This is a genomic window from Pseudomonas sp. HP_12 (assembly GCF_055283955.1).
On sequence record NZ_JBTOQG010000045.1, the window covers coordinates 89,713 to 108,412 of the forward strand.

Genomic DNA, 18,700 nt, shown 5'->3' on the forward strand with positions numbered 1-18,700 from the left:
GCCGCCCGGCGCGTTTGCCGGGAAGTGCCTGGGTCAAGGCTTGCCGCTCCAGCCACCCTCGGGCGCGGCAAAGCGCCAGACGACGGGACGTTTTTCGCCATCGGCGCGGGCACCAAAGTTGTTGTCCGTACCGACCCACGCGCCTTTCTCGTCAACGATCAGCGCTTCGGTCAGGCCGTATTTCTGGTCGTACAGCCGGTTGGGCTGCAGCGCCTCTTTGGCGAACGACCAGCAGGTTTCCAGCTGACCTGTCGCCAGCGTCCGGCGGCAGATGCGGTAAGCCGCGCGCTCCAGGGTGTACAGCTTGCCCTTGTACAGCGAGATGTCGGAATAGTCCTTGGAGACGGCCTTCCCACCCAGCTCGGGCGGCAAAATGTCATTGCCCGAGTCGACTCTCAGGATGCAACTGGCATCACAGACCCAGCCGTCCTTGCCAAGCCTGGTGGTCAGCAGGCCACGCTTGTCACGCTCGGCGGCGAGCCATAGTTGATCGCCTGCCGGGTTGACCGCAATGCCTTCGAAGATGGCGTTGAAATGCTGCAGCATCCCGGCCGACTGCGCTTCCTCGACGACCTTTTTGGGCAGATCCAGCCAGACCGGCGCGCCTTCGACTGGCACCTTCAGCACGGCGGCATAGGCTTCGCTGACGAGGTAACGGTTGCCCGCTGCGTCGCAACTCACACCTTCAAAGTCCAGATCACCGCCACGAATCAGCGCCGAGGCTTTGGCCATGCTGCGCAGGGTAGCGGACAAGCCGCTGTCCGGGATCGGCGGGATTTCCAGTGTCTGTGCCTTGGCTTTCCAGACCGTTGCCGAGGTGTCGAGGCTATAAAGCAGAGTGTCGTCGCGGTCCGAAACGGTCCACAGCACGCCGTTGCAGGACGCAAGGCCGGACAGGTTGCCGCCGATCATGTCATCCACCGGATGCTCCGACAGCAGCTTGAGCTCGGGCAATGGCGCAGCGAAAACAGGCGTGACGATCAACAACAGCGCTGCAAACCAGCCCCGCATCAGACCAGCACCTCGGCCAGATTGCCTTTGGATTCGAGCCAGCTCTTGCGGTCGCCCGCGCGTTTCTTGGCCAGCAGCATGTCCATCATTTCCGACGTGGCTGGGAAGTCATCCAGGGTCAACTGCACCAGTCGACGGGTGTTCGGGTCCATGGTGGTTTCGCGCAACTGCGGCGGGTTCATCTCACCCAGACCTTTGAATCGGGTGACCTGCGGCTTGCCGCGCTTCTTCTCGGCCACGAGTCGGTCGAGGATGCCGTCGCGTTCGGCTTCGTCCAGTGCGTAATAAATGTCTTTGCCCAGGTCGATGCGGTACAACGGCGGCATGGCAACGTAGACGTGACCGGCATCCACCAGCGGGCGGAAATGCTGGACGAACAACGCACACAGCAGCGTCGCGATGTGCAGGCCGTCGGAGTCGGCGTCGGCCAGAATGCAGATTTTGCCGTACCGCAGCTGGCTGATGTCTGCAGCCCCCGGGTCGACCCCGATCGCCACGGCGATGTTGTGCACTTCCTGGCTGGCAAGCACTTCGCCGCCGTCGACTTCCCAAGTGTTCAGGATCTTCCCGCGCAACGGCAGGATGGCCTGAAATTCCTTGTCCCGCGCCTGTTTGGCGGAGCCGCCAGCGGAGTCACCCTCGACCAGGAACAGCTCGGAGCGCATCGGATCCTGACCCGCGCAATCCGCCAGCTTGCCCGGCAGTGCCGGGCCTGACGTGATGCGTTTGCGCTCGACCTTCTTGCTCGCCTTGAGACGACGACCGGCGTTGCTGATCGCCAGTTCAGCCAGTTGCATGCCCATTTCAGGGTGTGCGTTGAGCCACAGGCTGAAGGCATCCTTCACCACACCGGAGACGAACGCTGCCGCCTCGCGGGACGACAGCCGCTCTTTGGTCTGGCCGGAGAATTGTGGCTCCTGCATCTTCATCGACAGCACGAAAGCGATGCGTTCCCAGACGTCTTCGGGCGCCAGCTTCACGCCGCGCGGCAGCAGATTACGGAACTCACAGAAGTCACGCATCGCGTCCAGCAGGCCCTGACGCAGCCCATTGACGTGGGTGCCGCCCTGGGCGGTGGGGATCAGGTTGACGTAGCTTTCCTGAACGCTGTCGCCGCCCTCGGGCAACCACAGCAGCGCCCAGTCGACGGCCTCTTTGTTGCCCGCGAACACGCCGCAGAACGGCTCGTCCGGCAGACGCAGGAAATCGACCACCGAGTCCTGCAGGTACGAGCGCAGGCCGTCCTCGTAATGCCACTCGACTTTCTCGCCGGTGCCTTTGTCTTCGAAACTGACCAGCAGGCCTGGGCACAGAACGGCCTTGGCCTTGAGCACGTGCTTGAGGCGGCTGACCGAGAATTTCGGGGTGTCGAAGTATTTGGGGTCCGGCGCGAAGTACACGCTGGTGCCGGTGTTGCGCTTGCCGACGGTGCCAACCACGGCCAGTTCGCTGGCCTTGTAGCCGTCAGCGAAGGACATTTCATATTCGTTGCCGTCGCGCTTGACCCGCACCCGAACTTGGGTAGATAGCGCGTTGACCACGGAAATCCCGACACCGTGCAGACCGCCTGAGAACTGGTAGTTCTTGTTGGAGAACTTGCCGCCGGCGTGGAGCTTGGTGAGGATCAGCTCGACGCCCGACACGCCCTCTTCCGGGTGGATGTCCACGGGCATGCCGCGACCATCGTCGGAGACTTCCAGCGAGTTGTCGGCGTGCAGAATGACCTGCACGGATCGGGCGTGGCCTGCCAGCGCTTCGTCGACACTGTTGTCGATGACTTCCTGCGCCAGGTGGTTGGGGCGTGAGGTGTCGGTGTACATGCCCGGCCGTTTGCGGACCGGGTCGAGGCCCGAGAGGACTTCGATGGCGTCTGCGTTATAAGAGCTAGCGCTGGGATTGGCCATGGGGTCTCGTCATCAAGTCGTTCATGAAATTTCGGAGTAGCACTGGTTTTACAAGACTGTTCTACATATTTGTTGCAGCAATGGCTCAGGTCAGAGCCCGCTCAGATCAACGCCCTGGAGCAATGCGGGGGCGAACCCGGCAAAGCTCAACAGCGCTGGTATTTTTGCAGCGAAGCCCTGAAAGCCGTGATCGCCGCCTGCTTCGATGCACAATGCACAGGCCCGATAGAAGCTCTGGGCGCGGCGGTAATCCAGCGTTTCGTCGCCCGTTTGCAGCCACACCTGAATACGCTGCGGATCCTGTGGAGCAGGCACTTCCAGCTCGGCCAGCGCCGTCACGTGGTCGTGCGTCAGCTCCCAGCTCTCGCCGGTATAAAGGTTTTGTTGGGTGCCGAGAAAACCATCGAAGAGCTGATGCGGATTGACCGCCGGGTTGATCAGCACAGCCTTGAGGCCGTGGCGCTCAGCCAGGTGAGTCGCATAGTAGCCGCCGAGCGAGCTGCCGACCAGCAGCGGCCGACCGAGCTCCTCGATCGCGGCCTCCAGCTGAACCAGCGCCTGCCGCGGATGATGATGCAGCTCGGGCACGCGCACGTATTCGCTCAAACCCAAACGCGCCATCAGCGTTGTCAGCTGTGTGGCTTTCTGCGACTTGGCCGAGCTGTTCAGGCCATGAATATAAAGAAGCGTCGATTGATCCTGGTCCACGCAGTTGCCTCCCAAACGGCAATCGATACATCCCGGATGGGCTGGCCTGTCGGCGCTCATCAGGGCAAAGCCATGCAGTTTACAGGGTCAACTGCGTAAAGACTCGCCTGTTGATGAATCGCTGCACATCAAGGAAATGTCTTTCAATAGCCCGCGCCGTTGATGTCGACGTCGAACAGGTCGGGGGCGATGCGTGAAACAACGGTTTCGATCCGGCCGTCATTGTGAAGACGCAGCCAGCGATAGCCGGGCGCAAGGTCGTCGAGCCCGAAATCCACGCTGTTCGGCGCGAACTGGATGCAGGTTGAAGGCGAAGCCATTAGCCGCACGCCGTCGCGAAGCTGATCGAATTCCTGATGCACATGCCCCCAGAGCACCGCACGCACCTGAGGAAACCGATCCAGCACCGAAAACAGCGCCTCGGGATTGCGCAAACCTATGGGCTCCATCCATGCCGCCCCGATGGGTACCGGATGATGATGCAGGCACACCAGATGATGCCGCTCCGGCGCTTCGCTCAAGGCCTGAGCGAGCAATTGAAGCTGACCGTCTTGCAGATAGCCGGGGACAGACCCGGAAACAGCAGAATCAAGCAAAGTGATCCGCCAGTGACCGACATCGACGACAGGTTCGAGAAAGTCGCTGTTCTGCGCAGCAATCGCCATCTCCCTCAGCTCGTCGTGATTCCCCGGAATCCAGCGCGCGGGCGCATTCAGGCGGTCACTCGCGTCGCGAAACGCTTGATACGACTCGACCGTGCCGTCCTGAGACAAGTCACCGGTAGCCAGCACCAGATCGATCGCCGGCTGCTCGCTCAGCACCAGTTCGACCACCGCATCCAGACTGGCCCGCGTGGGCATGCCCAGCAGCGCGCCGTCGGCTTCGGCGAACAGATGACTGTCGGTCAGTTGAACGACCAACACGGATGAGGAATGAGAGGATGCGCTCGACAATGGCCATCTCCTTGAGCGGATGTGGCCGGATTATGGTGTGAGATTGATGCGGCGGCAAACCTGGAAAGAGGGCCTGGTTCTCATCTGCGCACAGAACGTCCGGCCGCAGCGTCGCGCCGTCTCAGCGAACCGCCTCAAACTCATGCCCGCAGGCCAGGCAATGGCTCAGCCATTCACCCAGAAACACGTTGAGCTGGGCCTTTTCATCGGGCTGGTGCATGTCGGCGTTGGGATAGGGATAGATGCCCTGAAAGCGGCGTGCATGTTCGGCGCCGATGACTTCGGCCATGCGTGCGTCGTGGTAGACCTGCACTTCGAGCACAGGCACCGGCAGCCACGGCAGGCTGTGTTCCTGGCGCACTTGCAGCGTGGTGGTGTAGGGGCAATCAAGGATGACCTCGACCGCCAGCACGCCCAGCATCTGGTCGCCCTGGGTCACGGCGACCCGGCGGGAGCGTTGTTGATTGCGCATATCGGGCAGCAAACGCATCAAGCGCGCGTAGTTCGCCTCGCAGGCGGCTTGCAGCCCGGCGAGGTCGACACGGTAGCGCTCGCGCAAAAGATTCACGACCATAGCCCCCTTACTTCGGCGCGATTGAGCGCCAGCCATTGCATGGCAATAATAGTTGCGGCGTTAACGATGCGCCCGTCTTTGACGGCTTGCATCGCGTCGTCGAATGACCAGACCGAAACCCGGATGTCCTCGGCTTCTTCTACCAGTCCGTGCAGCCCACCTGCCCCCTCGCTGTCGCACTTGCCCAGGTACAGATGCACGAACTCGTTGCTGCCGCCCGGCGATGGAAAGTATTTGGTGATCGGCCAAAGGGCGTTGAACGTGAGCCCAGCTTCCTCTTGTGCCTCGCGGTGAGCAACCTCTTCGGGCTCCTCTTCCTTATCGATCAGGCCGGCGACCATTTCGATCAGCCAGGGGTTTTCATGCTTGCCGATGACGCCGACGCGGAACTGCTCGATGAGCACGACTTCATCGCGTTTCGCGTCGTAGGGCAGCACGCAGACCGCATCGTGGCGAACGAACAGTTCGCGCTTGATTTCCGGGCCCATGCCGCCCGCGAACAATTCGTGGCGCAACTGAAGACGGTCGAGCTGGTAAAACCCTTTGAAGCAGGTCTCACGGTGTTTAATTTCGTAATTCGTCGGCGTCGATCTGTTGCTATCCGTCATAGATTTCTCACTGCTTGAGCACTGTGTCCGGGCCCATCCTAACGCGCTGTGGTGCGGGATGCAGCCCTTTGAGTTCGCAAAACCGGTCACCGGGGTAGACGACTGCCGGGGAAAGCACTCTAATCCGCCCGATGGCGAACTGATTGCGCCACCTACAGTCGAAGGACGTTGCCGTTACCTCCCACGTGACGCCCCCTTATGCCGATGCCAAGGATCAACATGTCTTTTCTGAAGATCATTTCACTGGCCTGCGTGGCCCTGATTTTGGGCGCCTGCCAAAGCCTGTTCCAACCCAACCTGCGCAGTCCGCTGACCGTTCAGCGTGACGCCTCCGAGCTGATCAAGCCCGGCTGCACCACCGATGATTGCCCGCTGGTAAACATCGACACCGTGCATTTCCCCGATGAGCCGAAACTTGACGAGATCGTCCAGCGCACCCTGCTGCAACTGACCCGCAGCGACACAGACGGCCCGGTGCCGCCAACGCTGAAGGCGTATCAGGAGCAATACCTGAGCCGCGCGCCGGCGCGCAACAGCAGCTACCTGCAGGCCAAAGTACGTGAGCAGCATGACGGAATCGTGGTCGTCGAGCTGTCCAGCTACGTTGATTCAGGCACTGGTCAGGGCAATCCGGGGCGGGCGTTCATCAACTATTCCCGCCAGCAGCAGCGCGTGCTGACACTGGCCGACATGCTGATCCCGGGTCAGGAAGCTGCATTCTGGGACAAGGCCCGCTTGGCGCATCAGGCCTGGCTGATCAGCAGCAAGCTGGACAAGGACACCGGGTTCCAGAACATGTGGCCTTTCAAGCAAACTTCCAACATTGCTCTGACGTACGGTGCGGTGATTCTCAAGTACCCGGTGACAACCATCGCCCCCTACGCCATGGGCCACATCGAGCTGAAGATTCCGTACCCGCAGCTGAACGGCATCATCAAGCCTGAGCTGTTTCCGGGTCGGAGCTGATCGGTAGAACCTGGGCCGGCGCTCGAAAAGGCGCCGGCTTTATCTTGTAACGCCCTCTCTTGCAAACGCCTCATTCAAATAACTCTTATACCTCGCCACTTCCTACATACACTTTCCCACCCGCAAATTAATACTTTAAACACATACACTTCCCGACCTCTCGAATATTAAACTTCTTGTTTATTGACGCAATCCTGACTTAATCATTAAGTTCCGCCCTGAACTTTTTGAAACTGCCAGGGAGACGGGATGCGCTTATGGAATATCCTGCCGTCATGGTTTGATATTGAAGACCGGCTAAGAGATGAAATCAACAGCAGAGGCCAAGGTCACTTCAGAAGTTATCTGAATGAACAGGCGCTTTCGATCGAACTTGTATTGCGTCGTGTCGACAACATCAGAACTGCTTTTTACCGCGCCGAATTTGAAGCCAGCGCATTACTGCGCCAGCGATTCGCAGACCTCGACATATCCGAAGTGCTGTTTGATCTGATGGGCGTCGTCGGCGACATGGCCATGATCATTGCGGGGAGCGTCTTGGCCGGAGGCGCGATGGGTGCGGGGGTGGGCGCTCTGGCGGGAGGCATAGGCGCGGGGCCCGGCGCATTCGCTGGAATGGCGATCGGGTTGCAAGCCAGCAGCTGGATTCTCGGGGTGCTGGGGCTGGCATCGGCCGCCGAGTTTTTCGTACAAGGCCTGCCCGCGCTGCTGGACCACTACGTGAGCGGTATCCAGGTCGCTTGGGACGGGACCCAAGGCAACGATGGGCTAAACCCGATTTCACAGGACGACCCGTGGGTTGTGGATCAGGCGGCACACCACATCGCCCGCGGGCACACGGAAGTGGTGATCTTGCTGCTCGGCGCGGTGGTTGAGTACCTGACCCGAGGGCGCGGCAACATGGCGCTACTCGCCGGTCAGATGCGCGCCAGCAGCAAAGGCGCGCGGCTGGCGCAGTGGATGGTCAAGCATGAAGAGGGGCTGAAAAAGCACCCTGGTCTACAGCCCGCCCAGCCTCGAACGGCGGACCCGATGACACCGGAAGCGCCGCCCGGCACGCATCGGGAAACCGATGAGCCAGGCGTGAAGAAACCGCTGGGCATGCCGGAATACAAGGTGCCATGCTTTAACGCGAGCAACCTGCACTACAGCAAAATTCCCGAGTTCGACCGCCAACTGGTGGGGCAGGAACGAGGGCTGAATGATCTGACCGTGGATGAGTATTTGCGGGGGCGGGAGGCGTTCAAGGCTGGGGAGAAGGTTAGGGATCCGAGGGTGGCGAAAAAAGCGCGCGCAAACCTTGCCCGGGACCTCACTGAGAAGATAACCCTTGAGCTACGTTCAAAAGGGTTATCACATCGAGAGGCTAAAGAACTGGCAATGGCCTCAGCTAGGGAGAAAATGAACTCACTCGCGGCTCTTCACAACCCGGACCTTTTCGCAGGGGGCAAAGATTTTATTTCCGATTTTGGAGACAGATCAGTGAACGCCAGCATCGGAGCGCAATGGCGTCAGCGAATCGACGGGCTGGATGCTTTGGCAAATAAAGTCGACTTAAACAGTCGTGCTACGACCAAAGTAAATGCCAAATTAGAACGCTGTAAATAGAGGTGACAGTGGAAGAGTATTACGAATGTTTCCTTGAGGAACTGGGCCCCGCGCTGGACAGGAGAGAGGTGCCTTTATCAACATTAGACAAATACGCAGAGAAACTCCCTCAGCAACTCCTGAAGCAGTGGCGGGACCACGGATGGAGTGGCTACGCCGAAGGGCTGTTCTGGACCGTTAATCCAGCTGAGTATCAGGAACTGATCACTGCATGGCTGGATGATTCGGAAATACCCGATTCCGGCTTCTATCACACGATCGCCAGAAGTGCTTTCGGCGATCTTTATCTTTGGCATGAGAAAGCGGGGAACTGGCTGAACTTAACGATCCCATATGCACGCTTCCATAGGACCAAGCCAAACGTTGGGAAATATGATTTTGATAAGGTGATCGAGGTGTTTTTTGTGACACAGAGTCGAGAAGCCAATGATCTTGACGACCTCTTTGAAAAAGCACTGAGAACACTTGGCCCACTACAACCCGACGAAATGTACGGTTTCGTCCCAGCCCTCGCCCTCGGCGGCCCCGCCGATCTAAAGCATCTACAGAAGGTCAAAACAATCGAGCACCTCACATTCCTGTCCCAGCTCGCGCCGCTGACGGATTGGGGATTCCCGGACCTCGATACGCTTTGAGCCACACGCCGACATTGAGCCTGGTTTTTCTGTTCCAGGCCCAGATCGCTGAGTTAATGCCGCATATCGGCCTCGAATGCAGGCGCCTGTCCGCGGGCCAATACCCACTGCAACACACCCGCCACAACGAGCGCTGGCAGCGTCGCGCCGATGTCCGGATACAGGCTCGCCAGCAGGTGATAGGTGCAGATCCCGCCGATCCACGCCAGTAGCGTCATCCAGCGTAACCCCGCTGTCGCGATGCCGTGACGGCGGCGGCGCAGGATGAAGTGATCCACCAGCACCACGCCGAACAGCGGCGCGAACACGGAAGCGATCATCAGCAGGAAGTTCTGGTATTGCGCCAGCGGCGCTAAGCAGGCGATCAGTGTGCAGATGACGCCGATGCCCAGCGCCAAATGCTCGACCTTGGCCTTCAACAGAAGGCCGCTCGACACCGCAGCGGAGTGAATGTCGGCGAACGCGTTTTCCGATTCGTCCAGCAGGATCAGCAGCAACGGAATACCCATCCCCGCACCCGCGAGCGCCAGCAGCAGCGCATTGGCTTCGCCACTTGGCGCGAAGGCCAGGGTGTACGCCACGCCAAGGGACATCAGCCAGAAATTGCCGATGAAGAAGCCCAGCGCTGTGCCGCCGAACACCCCGGTGGCGCGCTTGCCGAACCGGGAATAGTCCGCAATCAGCGGCAGCCACGACAGCGGCATGGCGATGGCAATGTCGAAGCCCACGGCAAACGGCATCGAGCCGTCCCCTGCCCGCGACCACAGCGCCGTCAAATCAGCCTTGCTAAACAGATTGAACGTCAGCCAGGCGCACGCCGCCAAGAGCAGCCAGATGCCCCATTTGCGCAGGATTTGCCGAACGAAGGCCAAAGGGCCACTCACCGCCAGCAGGGTTGCAAGGGCGCCGAACACGATTGTCCAGAGCATCGGGCTGGCCCAGAGGCTGCCTTCGGAAAAAGCGCCTGCGCCCAACAGGCTGGCGGCGTCGCGCATGACGATGATTTCGAACGAGCCCCAGCCCACCAGTTGCAGCAGATTGAGAATCGCCGGAACGCCTGCGCCTTTGCTGCCGAGGCTGAGCTTGAGCGCCGCCATCGAGGATAGGCCGGTGTCACTGCCAATCACGCCAACCGCGGCGAGCAGCAAAACGCCGACCAATGTGCCGAGCAGGATCGCCAGCATCGAGCCGGACATACCCAATCCCGGCGCAAGCAACGCGCCGGTCTGCAGGACCATGAGGCCGATGCCGAGGGAAAACCACAGAGAGAACAGGTCGCGCCCGCCAAAGACCCGCTTGACGGCGGGTACGGGGACGTCGGGTGAATAGGTGCCGGGTGTGTTCACTTTTGTGTCTCGCTGAAACTTAGGGTTGATCGTACCCACGCTCTGCGTGGGCACGCATACCTGGCCGCTCTGCGTCCTGAGTGACGCAGAGCGTCAGGGGCGGCATTACCACGCAGAGCGTGGGAACGATCACTTGGCGCTAAATAAGCGCATGCAGATCAAACCTTTTTATAAAGCTGACTGCCTTCCTGTCTGAACCGCTCGGCCTGTTCGCGCATACCTTCGTCCACCGACACGTCCACCGCGCTGATCTTCTGGTTGGCGGCGTACTCGCGCACTTCCTGGGTGATCTTCATTGAGCAGAATTTCGGCCCGCACATGGAGCAGAAATGCGCGACCTTGGCCGAGTCTTTCGGCAGCGTCTCGTCGTGGTAGGCGCGCGCGGTGTCAGGGTCCAGCCCGAGGTTGAACTGGTCTTCCCAGCGGAATTCAAACCGCGCCTTGCTCAGCGCGTTGTCACGAATCTGCGCACCGGGATGTCCTTTCGCGAGGTCCGCTGCGTGGGCGGCGATCTTGTAGGTAATGATCCCGGTCTTGACGTCGTCCTTGTTCGGCAATCCCAAGTGTTCCTTGGGCGTGACGTAGCAGAGCATCGCGCAGCCAAACCAGCCGATCATGGCCGCGCCGATGCCCGACGTGATGTGGTCGTAACCCGGTGCAATGTCGGTGGTCAGCGGGCCGAGGGTGTAGAACGGCGCCTCGTCGCAGCACTCCAGCTGCTTGTCCATGTTCTCTTTGATCAACTGCATCGGCACGTGGCCCGGGCCTTCGATCATGCATTGCACATCATGTTTCCAGGCGATCTTGGTCAGCTCGCCGAGGGTCTCCAGCTCGCCGAACTGCGCTTCGTCGTTGGCGTCGGCAATCGACCCCGGACGCAGGCCGTCGCCCAGGGAGAAGCTGACGTCATAGGCCTTCATGATTTCGCAGATGTCGTCGAAATGGGTGTAGAGGAAGTTTTCCTTGTGATGGGCCAGGCACCATTTGGCCATGATCGAACCGCCACGGCTGACGATCCCGGTCACGCGCTTGGCGGTCAGCGGCACGTAACGCAGCAGTACACCGGCGTGAATCGTGAAATAGTCGACGCCCTGCTCCGCCTGCTCGATCAGCGTGTCGCGGAACAGCTCCCAGGTCAGGTCTTCGGCCGCGCCACCGACTTTTTCCAGGGCCTGATAAATCGGCACGGTGCCGATGGGCACCGGCGAATTGCGGATGATCCACTCGCGGGTTTCGTGAATGTGCTTGCCGGTGGACAGGTCCATGACCGTGTCCGAACCCCAGCGAATGCCCCACGTCAGTTTCGCCACTTCTTCTTCGATGGACGAACCCAGCGCGCTGTTGCCGATGTTGCCGTTGATCTTCACCAGAAAGTTGCGCCCGATAATCATCGGCTCGAGCTCAACGTGGTTGATGTTGGCAGGGATGATCGCGCGACCGCGGGCGATTTCCTCGCGCACGAACTCAGGGGTGATCTCTTTCGGAATGCTCGCACCGAAGCTGTGGCCGGGGTGCTGCTGGGTGAGCAGACCAGCGGCGCGGGCTTCCTGCAGCTTCATGTTCTCGCGGATGGCGACGTATTCCATCTCGGCGGTGATGATGCCCTGACGCGCGTAGTGCATCTGGCTGACGTTGGCGCCCGCCTTTGCCCGACGCGGATTGCGCACATGGGCGAAACGCAGCCGGGTCAGTTCGGCATCGGCCAGGCGCTGCTGACCGAAGTTCGAGGTCAGCCCTGGAAGGCGTTCGGTGTCAGCGCGGGAATCGATCCACGGCGAACGCACATCCGCCAGGCCCTTGCGCACGTCGATGATGACGTTGGGGTCGGTGTACGGGCCGGAGGTGTCGTACACGCAGACCGGTGCGTTGAACTCGCCGCCGCTGTCTGTTCCAGAGCTCTTTGTTTCAGAGAAGGCCGTCGGCGTGACGTCCAGGCTGATCTCGCGCATGGGCACTCGGATGTCCGGACGCGAGCCCTGAACGTAGATTTTCTGCGAGCGGGTAAACGGTTGAACCGACCCCGAATCAACTTGGGCGGATTCACTCAGATTGGCGTTTTTTAGTGTTGTACTCATCACGGGCTCTCCAGACATCATCCAGCAGCGGAATGAATTGTCGGAGCTTGAGCCTGATGGACACGGACGGATGCACCCTGAGACGGCATGGATGCTGAGAATCGAAAGGCGCGGACTGTTCAGAAAATGAACAAAGACGACCCCGGACGACACTCAAGAGGACTCGCCGGGAGACGAGAAATCTTGTTCCCTACGCAGGCGCTAACCTGATCAGGTTCAACGGGATCCGGATTATCCGATCTCAGCCTCATATCAAGGCACCCCGACAAGAACGGCGTCAGTCTAGTCGCGGCGCAGGCCAAACGCCAAGCGCGGAATTCAAACGCGCGTTAAATGGCTGATTTGCCCGATTGTTGTCCCTACCCGCTGGAACTACACTCGCTACGCGTCGCCAAAGCCATCTGGATCAGACGCAACGTCACCGTCTTCATACCGCTTGAATTACTAGGGAATGTCTATGCTGCGCAAACTTTCACTGGCCATTGCCGTGTCGTGTGCTTCGAATGCGATGGCCGGGGCAGCAGACATGCCGCTGCCGACCAGGACCGGTTTGGTCAGTGTGTATCAGGAAGCGGTCAACAATAACGCCGACCTTGCGGCAGCCCGCGCCAGCTACGACGCGCAGAAGGAAATCGTGCCTCAGGCACGCGCCGGTCTGTTGCCGAACATCTCCGGCGGCGCCGACATCAATGACACCCGCACCTCGATTGACCAGCCCTCTGCCGTCATCAGCCGCAGTGGCACGGTCTATCGCGCGACCTTGAGTCAGCCGATCTTCCGCGCGGACCGCTGGTTCCAGCTCAAGGCCGCGAAGGACGTCAACGAGCAGGCGATCCTGCAGCTCTCGGCCACCGAGCAGAACCTGATTCTGCAAAGCGCCGAAGACTACTTCGCTGTGCTCCGCGCACAGGACAATCTGGCCTCGACCAAGGCAGAGGAAGCGGCGTTCAAGCGCCAACTCGATCAGGCCAATGAACGCTTCGACGTCGGCCTGTCGGACAAGACCGACGTGCTGCAGGCCCAAGCCAGTTACGACACCGCCCGCGCTGCGCGGATCGTTGCCAAGCGCCAGGTGGACGATGCCTTTCAGGCGCTGATCACCCTGACCAACCGCGACTACAACTCCATTGAAGGCATCGTGCACACCCTGCCAGTGCTCGCACCGACGCCCAACGATGCGAAAGCCTGGGTCGACACGGCAACCCAGCAAAACCTGAATTTGCTGGCCAGCAACTACGCCGTCAGCGCCGCTGAAGAGACTTTGCGTCAGCGCAAGGCGGGCCACGCACCCACGGTCGATGCGGTAGCGCAGTACGAGAAAGGCGACAACGACCCGCTGGGTTTCACCAACCCCAATTACACCGGCCAGAGTTTCCACGGCAGCGTCGAGCAACGCACCATCGGCCTGCAGGTGAACATACCGATTTACAGCGGTGGGCTGACCAGCTCCCAGGTCCGCGAGGCTTACGCTCGTCTCGGTCAGAGCGAGCAGCAGCGTGAAGGCCTGCGTCGGCAAGTGGTGGAAAACACCCGCAACCTGCACCGCGCGGTGAACACCGATGTCGAGCAGGTGCAGGCGCGCAAGCAGTCGATCATCTCCAACCAGAGCGCGCTGGAAGCCACGGAAATCGGTTATCAGGTCGGCACGCGCAACATCGTCGACGTGCTCGATGCACAGCGTCAGCTGTACGCGTCGGTGCGCGACTACAACAACACCCGTTACGACTACATCCTCGACAACCTGCGCCTGAAGCAGGCTGCCGGCACGCTGAGCCCGGGGGATCTGCAGGATCTGTCACGCTTCCTGAAAGCCGACTACAACCCCGACAAAGACTTCCTGCCGCCTGATCTGGCGAAAGAAGCGGCGAAGAACTTCGAGCGGCCGACGGAGCGGTAAGCTGAGAATCACATGCCTACCTCGATCCGCCTCACTCCAGAGACTGAAGCACGGCTCGATGCTCTTGCGGCCAGCACTGGTCAGACCAAAGCCTACCTTTTGCGCAAAATCATCGAGAAAGGGTTACCTGAATTAGAAGAGTATTACCTCGCTGCAGAAGTGCTCGAACGTGTCCGGCACGGCAAGGAAGCCACTTATTCATCCAGTGATGCAAGGAAAGAAATTGGCCTGGGCAACTAACTGAACGACGACGGGAGCCTAAAGGCAGACACCGTCGTTTTCTGGCTTACTTGCAGCGCGCTACCTCGCGGCAAGCACGCACTTGTGGGAGTGAGCTTGCTCACGAAGACGGTATTTCAGCCGCTGAATATTTAGCGGATGTACCTGCCTCTTCCCGAGCAAGCTCGGTCCCACGGTTTAGTGTCCGGCAGACATATCTGCGGAGTTGGCAAGTTTTACCAGTCGGATTGGTGGCGTCCTGACACTCCGATGTCGTGCGGTAACTAGCGCACCTGTGTGAGTGACCGGGGTGGCGCTCCACCTTGCTCACGAAGGCGGCATTTCAGGCGCAATCAGCCCAACAACCGCCCAATCCCATCCAGTAACCTCTGCAACGCACCTTGATTGGCCTTCATCACGGCCAGCCCGGCATCGGCCATCGCCTTTGCTTTCTCGGGATGGTCGATCAAGTCACGCACCGTCGCGGCCAGTGCGGCCGAGTCACTGACCTCCTTCAACGCGCCGGCATTACGCAGCATCGCGGCGATTTCGAGGAAGTTGAACAGGTGCGGGCCGCTGAGAACGGGCTTATCCAGCGCCGCAGGCTCCAGCAGGTTATGGCCACCGTTGGGCACCAGGCTGCCGCCGACAAAGGCGATGTCGGCCAGCGCATACAGAAACAGCAACTCACCCATGGTGTCGCCCACCAGAACCGAGGTCTCCGGCGTTACCGGCTCGGCCGTCGAACGACGAACGCTGGCGAATCCTTGCTGCTGACTCAGCTCAAACACGCCATTGAACCGCTCGGGGTGACGGGGCACGAGGATCAACAGCGCGCCGGGATGGGTTTCCATTACCGTGCGATGGGCCGCCAACACCACCTCGTCTTCGCCCGCGTGGGTACTGGCGGCAATCCACACCGGACGCTGCAAGGTCTGCCATTGCTCACGCTGCTGAGCGGCACGCTCCAGCAATTGCGGATCAATGGTCAGGTCGAACTTGATCGAGCCCGTCACAGTGACGCACTCGGGCCGAGCGCCCAGGTCACGAAAGCGCTGGGCCTCGGTTTCGGTCTGCACGGCAATCAGGCTCATCTCTGCCAGCATCGGCCGAGTCAGCCCTGCGAAGCGTCCGTAGCCGCGAGCGGAACGCTCTGACAACCGCGCGTTCGCCAGCACCGTCGCAATGCCGCGCTTCGCACACTGATGAATGTGATTGGGCCACAGCTCGGTTTCCATGATCACGCCGATCTTCGGCTGGATGTGATCGAGAAAACGCCCGGCTGCCCACGGAAAGTCATAGGGCAAATAGCAATGCTGAACGCGCGGCTCGTGGGCGAACAGCGACTGAATGCGCTCCGAGCCGGTCGGCGTCATGCAGGTGATGGTGACCGGCAATTGCGGATAGCGGGCCAGCAAGCCGCGAATCATCGGCGCAGCGGCGATGCTCTCGCCCACCGACACGGCATGCACCCAGATCCCCCCGCGCTGCAGGGCGGGTAAGCCCATGGCGAAGCGCTCGCCGACCCGTTTCGCGTAGGCCGGCGCCTTGCGCGAACGCAGCCACAAGCGCAGGGCGATCAATGGGAGGCCGAGGTGGAACAGGATGCTGTAGAGGGTTCTATTCATGGGCGCGGAGTTTATCAGCCAAACGCTGTCAGATTTCCATGGAGCTTCGCACATATCTTGCCCGGCGCATTTCGCCAGCCGCCAGCCCGCCAGCCCGAAAGGCGCCGGTTGTTCAGTACCGGGTAAGCCGCTTTAATGACGGCCATTGAAAAGGAGCTACACCATGTCTGCGTACTACCTGCTGGCCATCGCCATCTGTGCCGAGGTCATCGGCACTGTGTCCATGAAAGCCGTCAAAGGCCTGAGCACGCCGATTCCACTGCTGTTGGTAATCGTCGGCTACGCCATTGCGTTCTGGATGCTCACGCTGGTGGTGCGCACCATCCCGGTCGGCGTGGCATACGCCGTGTGGGCGGGCATGGGCATCGTCATGGTCAGCATCGCGGCGCTGTTTATTTACGGCCAGAAACTGGACTTGCCCGCCATCGCCGGCATGGGCCTGATCGTCGCGGGCGTCGTGGTCATCCAGCTGTTCTCGAAGACGGCCGGTCATTAAGGGGGTTACTGAAAAGTGCCTTCCCCTATAATGCCGGCATTCGTTTCGCCATTTGAGGTGCCCATGTCATCTGCTATTTCCACTGACGTCCTGATTGTCGGCGCGGGCGTTGCCGGTCTCTGGCTCAATGCGCGGCTGCGGCATCAGGGCTTTTCGACGGTGGTGGTGGAAAAGGCCAGCCTGGGTGGCGGCCAGACACTCAAATCCCAGGGGATCATCCACGGCGGCGCCAAATACGCCCTGCACGGCGCGCTGTCCGGTGCCTCCGAAGCGATCGCCGACATGCCACGTCGCTGGCGCGAAGCGCTCGCCGGCAAAGGCGAGCTGAACCTCTCAGGCGTACGCCTGCTGTCGGAAGCCCATTACCTGTGGTCGCCCGGCACCCTCGCCGGCAACCTCACCAGCTTCTTCGCTAGCAAGGCCGTGCGCGGGCGTGTTGATCAGGTCAAGGGCAGCGACCTGCCGCCTGCGCTCCAGGATCCGCGCTTCAAGGGCAAGGTGTACCGCCTGGCCGAGCTGGTCATCGACATTCCCAGTCTGGTGAAAAAACTGGCGGAGCTGGCGGGCGACAGCCTGCTCGCGGGCCAGGACATCCAACCGCTGCGCCGCGACGGCGAACTGGTCGGGCTGCGCGTCGACGGCCGCGAGATCCATGCACAGCGAGTGGTGCTCAGTGCCGGCGAAGGCATGGCCGATTTGCTCAAGGCGCTGAACGTGAGCCAGCCGGCCATGCAACGCCGCCCGCTGCACATGGTGCTGGTCAAAGGCCCGACGCTCAAACCGCTGTATGCCCACTGCCTGGGCGGCGGTCCTAAACCACGGATTACGGTGACGACGCATCCGGCGGCGGACGGCCAGTGGGTCTGGTACCTGGGCGGCGACATTGCCGAAGCCGAAGGCGTGGCCCGCAACCCCGCCGAGCAGATCACCGCCGCGAAAAAAGAGCTCGCGAATCTGCTGCCCTGGGTGGATCTCAGCCAGGCGCAGTTCGCCACCTTGCGCGTGGACCGTGCCGAGCCACAGCAAAGCGGTCTGGTACGCCCGGACAACGCCTTTGTCGACGTGCAGGGTCGCTTGCTGGTCGGCTGGCCTACCAAACTGGCGCTGGCCCCCGACTTCGCCGATCGCGTGCTGGCCTCGCTGTCCCGGGATGACATTCACCCGACTCCGCAACCACCGCACACCGACTTCCCCAAGCCGCCACTCGCCATTCCTGTCTGGGATCAACTGCTGCCATGAAGACCCTGCACGATCTGCATCGGCCGCTCGGCAGCCTCGGCATCAACGTCTCACCCTTGGGCCTGGGCACGGTAAAGCTGGGCCGCGATCAGGGCGTGAAGTACCCCAACGGCTTCACCATTCCCGACGACGTCGAAGCGCAGATGTTGCTGAAGCTGGCGCGGGATCTGGGCATCAACCTGATCGACACCGCCCCGGCGTACGGTCGCAGTGAAGAGCGCCTCGGCCCGCTGCTGCGCGGGCAACGCAAGGACTGGGTGATCGTCAGCAAGGTCGGCGAAGAATTCGACGCGGGCCAGTCACGGCACGATTTCAGCGCCGCCCACACGCGCCTGTCCGTGGAGCGCAGCCTTCAGCGCCTGGAAACCGACTTTATCGATCTGGTGCTGGTGCATTCTGACGGCAACGACCTGCACGTGCTCAACGACTGCGCCGTCTACCAGACGCTGGCCGAACTCAAGGCTGAGGGCAAGATTCGCGGGTTCGGGTTCTCTGGCAAGACCGTCGAAGGCGGTCTGCTGGCGCTGGAGGACGGCGACTGCGCGATGGTCACGTACAACCTCAACGAACAGGGCGAAAAGCCGGTCCTCGACTACGCTGCTGCACACGGCAAAGGGGTGTTGGTCAAAAAAGCGCTGGCCAGCGGGCACGTTTGCCTGAGCCCCGGTGTCGATCCTGTGAGGGCCAGTTTCGAGCTGCTGTTTGAACATCCCGGCGTCACCGGTGCTATCGTCGGCACCATCAATCCGCTGCATCTGGCCCATAACGTGGCAACCGCCGCTGCCGTGATCCGTCGTCAGCCCTGAGACAAACGGCCGACCCCAACGCAAGAA

17 protein-coding genes and 1 riboswitch are annotated in these 18,700 nt (G+C 60.9%); of the genes, 8 read left to right on the forward strand and 9 right to left on the reverse strand.

All coding sequences use genetic code 11. The features are described 5' to 3' along the window. Nucleotides 1-33 precede the first annotated feature (33 nt). The 6 genes from ACYASU_RS20780 to ACYASU_RS20805 all read right to left on the reverse strand — a co-directional run bounded on the left by ACYASU_RS20780 (nucleotide 34) and on the right by ACYASU_RS20805 (nucleotide 5,758). A complete protein-coding gene (locus ACYASU_RS20780) occupies nucleotides 34-1,011 on the reverse strand; it encodes an esterase-like activity of phytase family protein (RefSeq protein WP_463583892.1) in 978 nt (325 codons plus the stop codon). Then, nucleotides 1,011-2,915 carry a DNA topoisomerase IV subunit B gene (gene parE / locus ACYASU_RS20785; RefSeq protein ID WP_463583893.1) on the reverse strand — a complete coding sequence of 635 codons (1,905 nt, stop codon included), beginning with the start codon at nucleotides 2,913-2,915 and terminating at the stop codon, nucleotides 1,011-1,013. The genes ACYASU_RS20780 and parE overlap by 1 nt, the downstream gene beginning before the upstream one ends. Before the next feature lie 90 nt (nucleotides 2,916-3,005). Continuing rightward, nucleotides 3,006-3,623, reverse strand: coding sequence for a YqiA/YcfP family alpha/beta fold hydrolase (locus ACYASU_RS20790; protein ID WP_463583894.1), 618 nt, complete (start codon nucleotides 3,621-3,623; stop codon nucleotides 3,006-3,008). Between the two features lie 143 nt (nucleotides 3,624-3,766). Further along, nucleotides 3,767-4,576, reverse strand: coding sequence for a 3',5'-cyclic-AMP phosphodiesterase (gene cpdA / locus ACYASU_RS20795; protein WP_463583895.1), 810 nt, complete (start codon nucleotides 4,574-4,576; stop codon nucleotides 3,767-3,769). A gap of 121 nt (nucleotides 4,577-4,697) precedes the next feature. Next, the gene (locus tag ACYASU_RS20800; RefSeq protein WP_065987826.1) at nucleotides 4,698-5,150 is read right to left on the reverse strand and encodes a DUF1249 domain-containing protein; all 453 of its coding nucleotides are present in this window, start codon (nucleotides 5,148-5,150) and stop codon (nucleotides 4,698-4,700) included. Next, entirely contained in the window at nucleotides 5,141-5,758 is a 618-nt protein-coding gene (locus tag ACYASU_RS20805; RefSeq protein WP_463583896.1) for an NUDIX domain-containing protein, read from the reverse strand. The genes ACYASU_RS20800 and ACYASU_RS20805 overlap by 10 nt, the downstream gene beginning before the upstream one ends. A 219-nt stretch (nucleotides 5,759-5,977) precedes the next feature. Here ACYASU_RS20805 and ACYASU_RS20810 point away from each other — a divergent pair, with 219 nt between their 5' ends. The 3 genes from ACYASU_RS20810 (at nucleotide 5,978) to ACYASU_RS20820 (ending at nucleotide 8,967) form a co-directional block, all read left to right on the forward strand. Next, the gene (locus tag ACYASU_RS20810; protein ID WP_463583897.1) at nucleotides 5,978-6,724 is read left to right on the forward strand and encodes an RsiV family protein; all 747 of its coding nucleotides are present in this window, start codon (nucleotides 5,978-5,980) and stop codon (nucleotides 6,722-6,724) included. A gap of 249 nt (nucleotides 6,725-6,973) precedes the next feature. Beyond that, nucleotides 6,974-8,332, forward strand: coding sequence for a DUF6861 domain-containing protein (locus ACYASU_RS20815; protein WP_463583898.1), 1,359 nt, complete (start codon nucleotides 6,974-6,976; stop codon nucleotides 8,330-8,332). A gap of 8 nt (nucleotides 8,333-8,340) precedes the next feature. After that, nucleotides 8,341-8,967, forward strand: coding sequence for a GAD-like domain-containing protein (locus tag ACYASU_RS20820; RefSeq protein ID WP_463583899.1), 627 nt, complete (start codon nucleotides 8,341-8,343; stop codon nucleotides 8,965-8,967). 53 nt (nucleotides 8,968-9,020) lie between these two features. Here ACYASU_RS20820 and cytX read toward each other — a convergent pair whose 3' ends face one another. After that, nucleotides 9,021-10,313 (reverse strand): putative hydroxymethylpyrimidine transporter CytX, encoded by a 1,293-nt coding sequence (gene cytX / locus ACYASU_RS20825; RefSeq protein WP_463583900.1) that lies wholly within the window; start codon nucleotides 10,311-10,313, stop codon nucleotides 9,021-9,023. A gap of 158 nt (nucleotides 10,314-10,471) precedes the next feature. Further along, nucleotides 10,472-12,388, reverse strand: a complete 1,917-nt coding sequence (gene thiC / locus ACYASU_RS20830; protein WP_463583901.1) for a phosphomethylpyrimidine synthase ThiC — start codon at nucleotides 12,386-12,388, stop codon at nucleotides 10,472-10,474. 170 nt (nucleotides 12,389-12,558) lie between these two features. Beyond that, nucleotides 12,559-12,663: riboswitch (TPP riboswitch) on the reverse strand. A gap of 182 nt (nucleotides 12,664-12,845) precedes the next feature. Between thiC and ACYASU_RS20835 the strand changes: the two genes are divergently transcribed. Next, nucleotides 12,846-14,285: a TolC family outer membrane protein gene (locus ACYASU_RS20835; protein ID WP_192171120.1), complete on the forward strand. Its 1,440-nt coding sequence runs from the start codon at nucleotides 12,846-12,848 to the stop codon at nucleotides 14,283-14,285. Nucleotides 14,286-14,297: 12 nt separating this feature from the next. Further along, a complete protein-coding gene (relB, locus tag ACYASU_RS20840; RefSeq protein ID WP_463583902.1) occupies nucleotides 14,298-14,525 on the forward strand; it encodes a type II toxin-antitoxin system RelB family antitoxin in 228 nt (75 codons plus the stop codon). Between the two features lie 332 nt (nucleotides 14,526-14,857). Here relB and waaA read toward each other — a convergent pair whose 3' ends face one another. Beyond that, a complete protein-coding gene (gene waaA, locus ACYASU_RS20845; RefSeq protein WP_463583903.1) occupies nucleotides 14,858-16,132 on the reverse strand; it encodes a lipid IV(A) 3-deoxy-D-manno-octulosonic acid transferase in 1,275 nt (424 codons plus the stop codon). 163 nt (nucleotides 16,133-16,295) lie between these two features. On the opposite strand from waaA, the gene ACYASU_RS20850 reads away from it, so the two are divergent. From ACYASU_RS20850 to ACYASU_RS20860, 3 genes are all read left to right on the forward strand, one after another. After that, the gene (locus ACYASU_RS20850) at nucleotides 16,296-16,628 is read left to right on the forward strand and encodes a DMT family transporter (RefSeq protein WP_133774590.1); all 333 of its coding nucleotides are present in this window, start codon (nucleotides 16,296-16,298) and stop codon (nucleotides 16,626-16,628) included. A 63-nt stretch (nucleotides 16,629-16,691) separates the two neighbouring features. Further along, complete coding sequence (locus ACYASU_RS20855) at nucleotides 16,692-17,867, forward strand: NAD(P)/FAD-dependent oxidoreductase (protein ID WP_463583904.1); 1,176 nt, start codon at nucleotides 16,692-16,694, stop codon at nucleotides 17,865-17,867. After that, nucleotides 17,864-18,673 carry an aldo/keto reductase gene (locus ACYASU_RS20860; RefSeq protein WP_463583905.1) on the forward strand — a complete coding sequence of 270 codons (810 nt, stop codon included), beginning with the start codon at nucleotides 17,864-17,866 and terminating at the stop codon, nucleotides 18,671-18,673. The genes ACYASU_RS20855 and ACYASU_RS20860 overlap by 4 nt, the downstream gene beginning before the upstream one ends. Nucleotides 18,674-18,700: the final 27 nt, after the last annotated feature.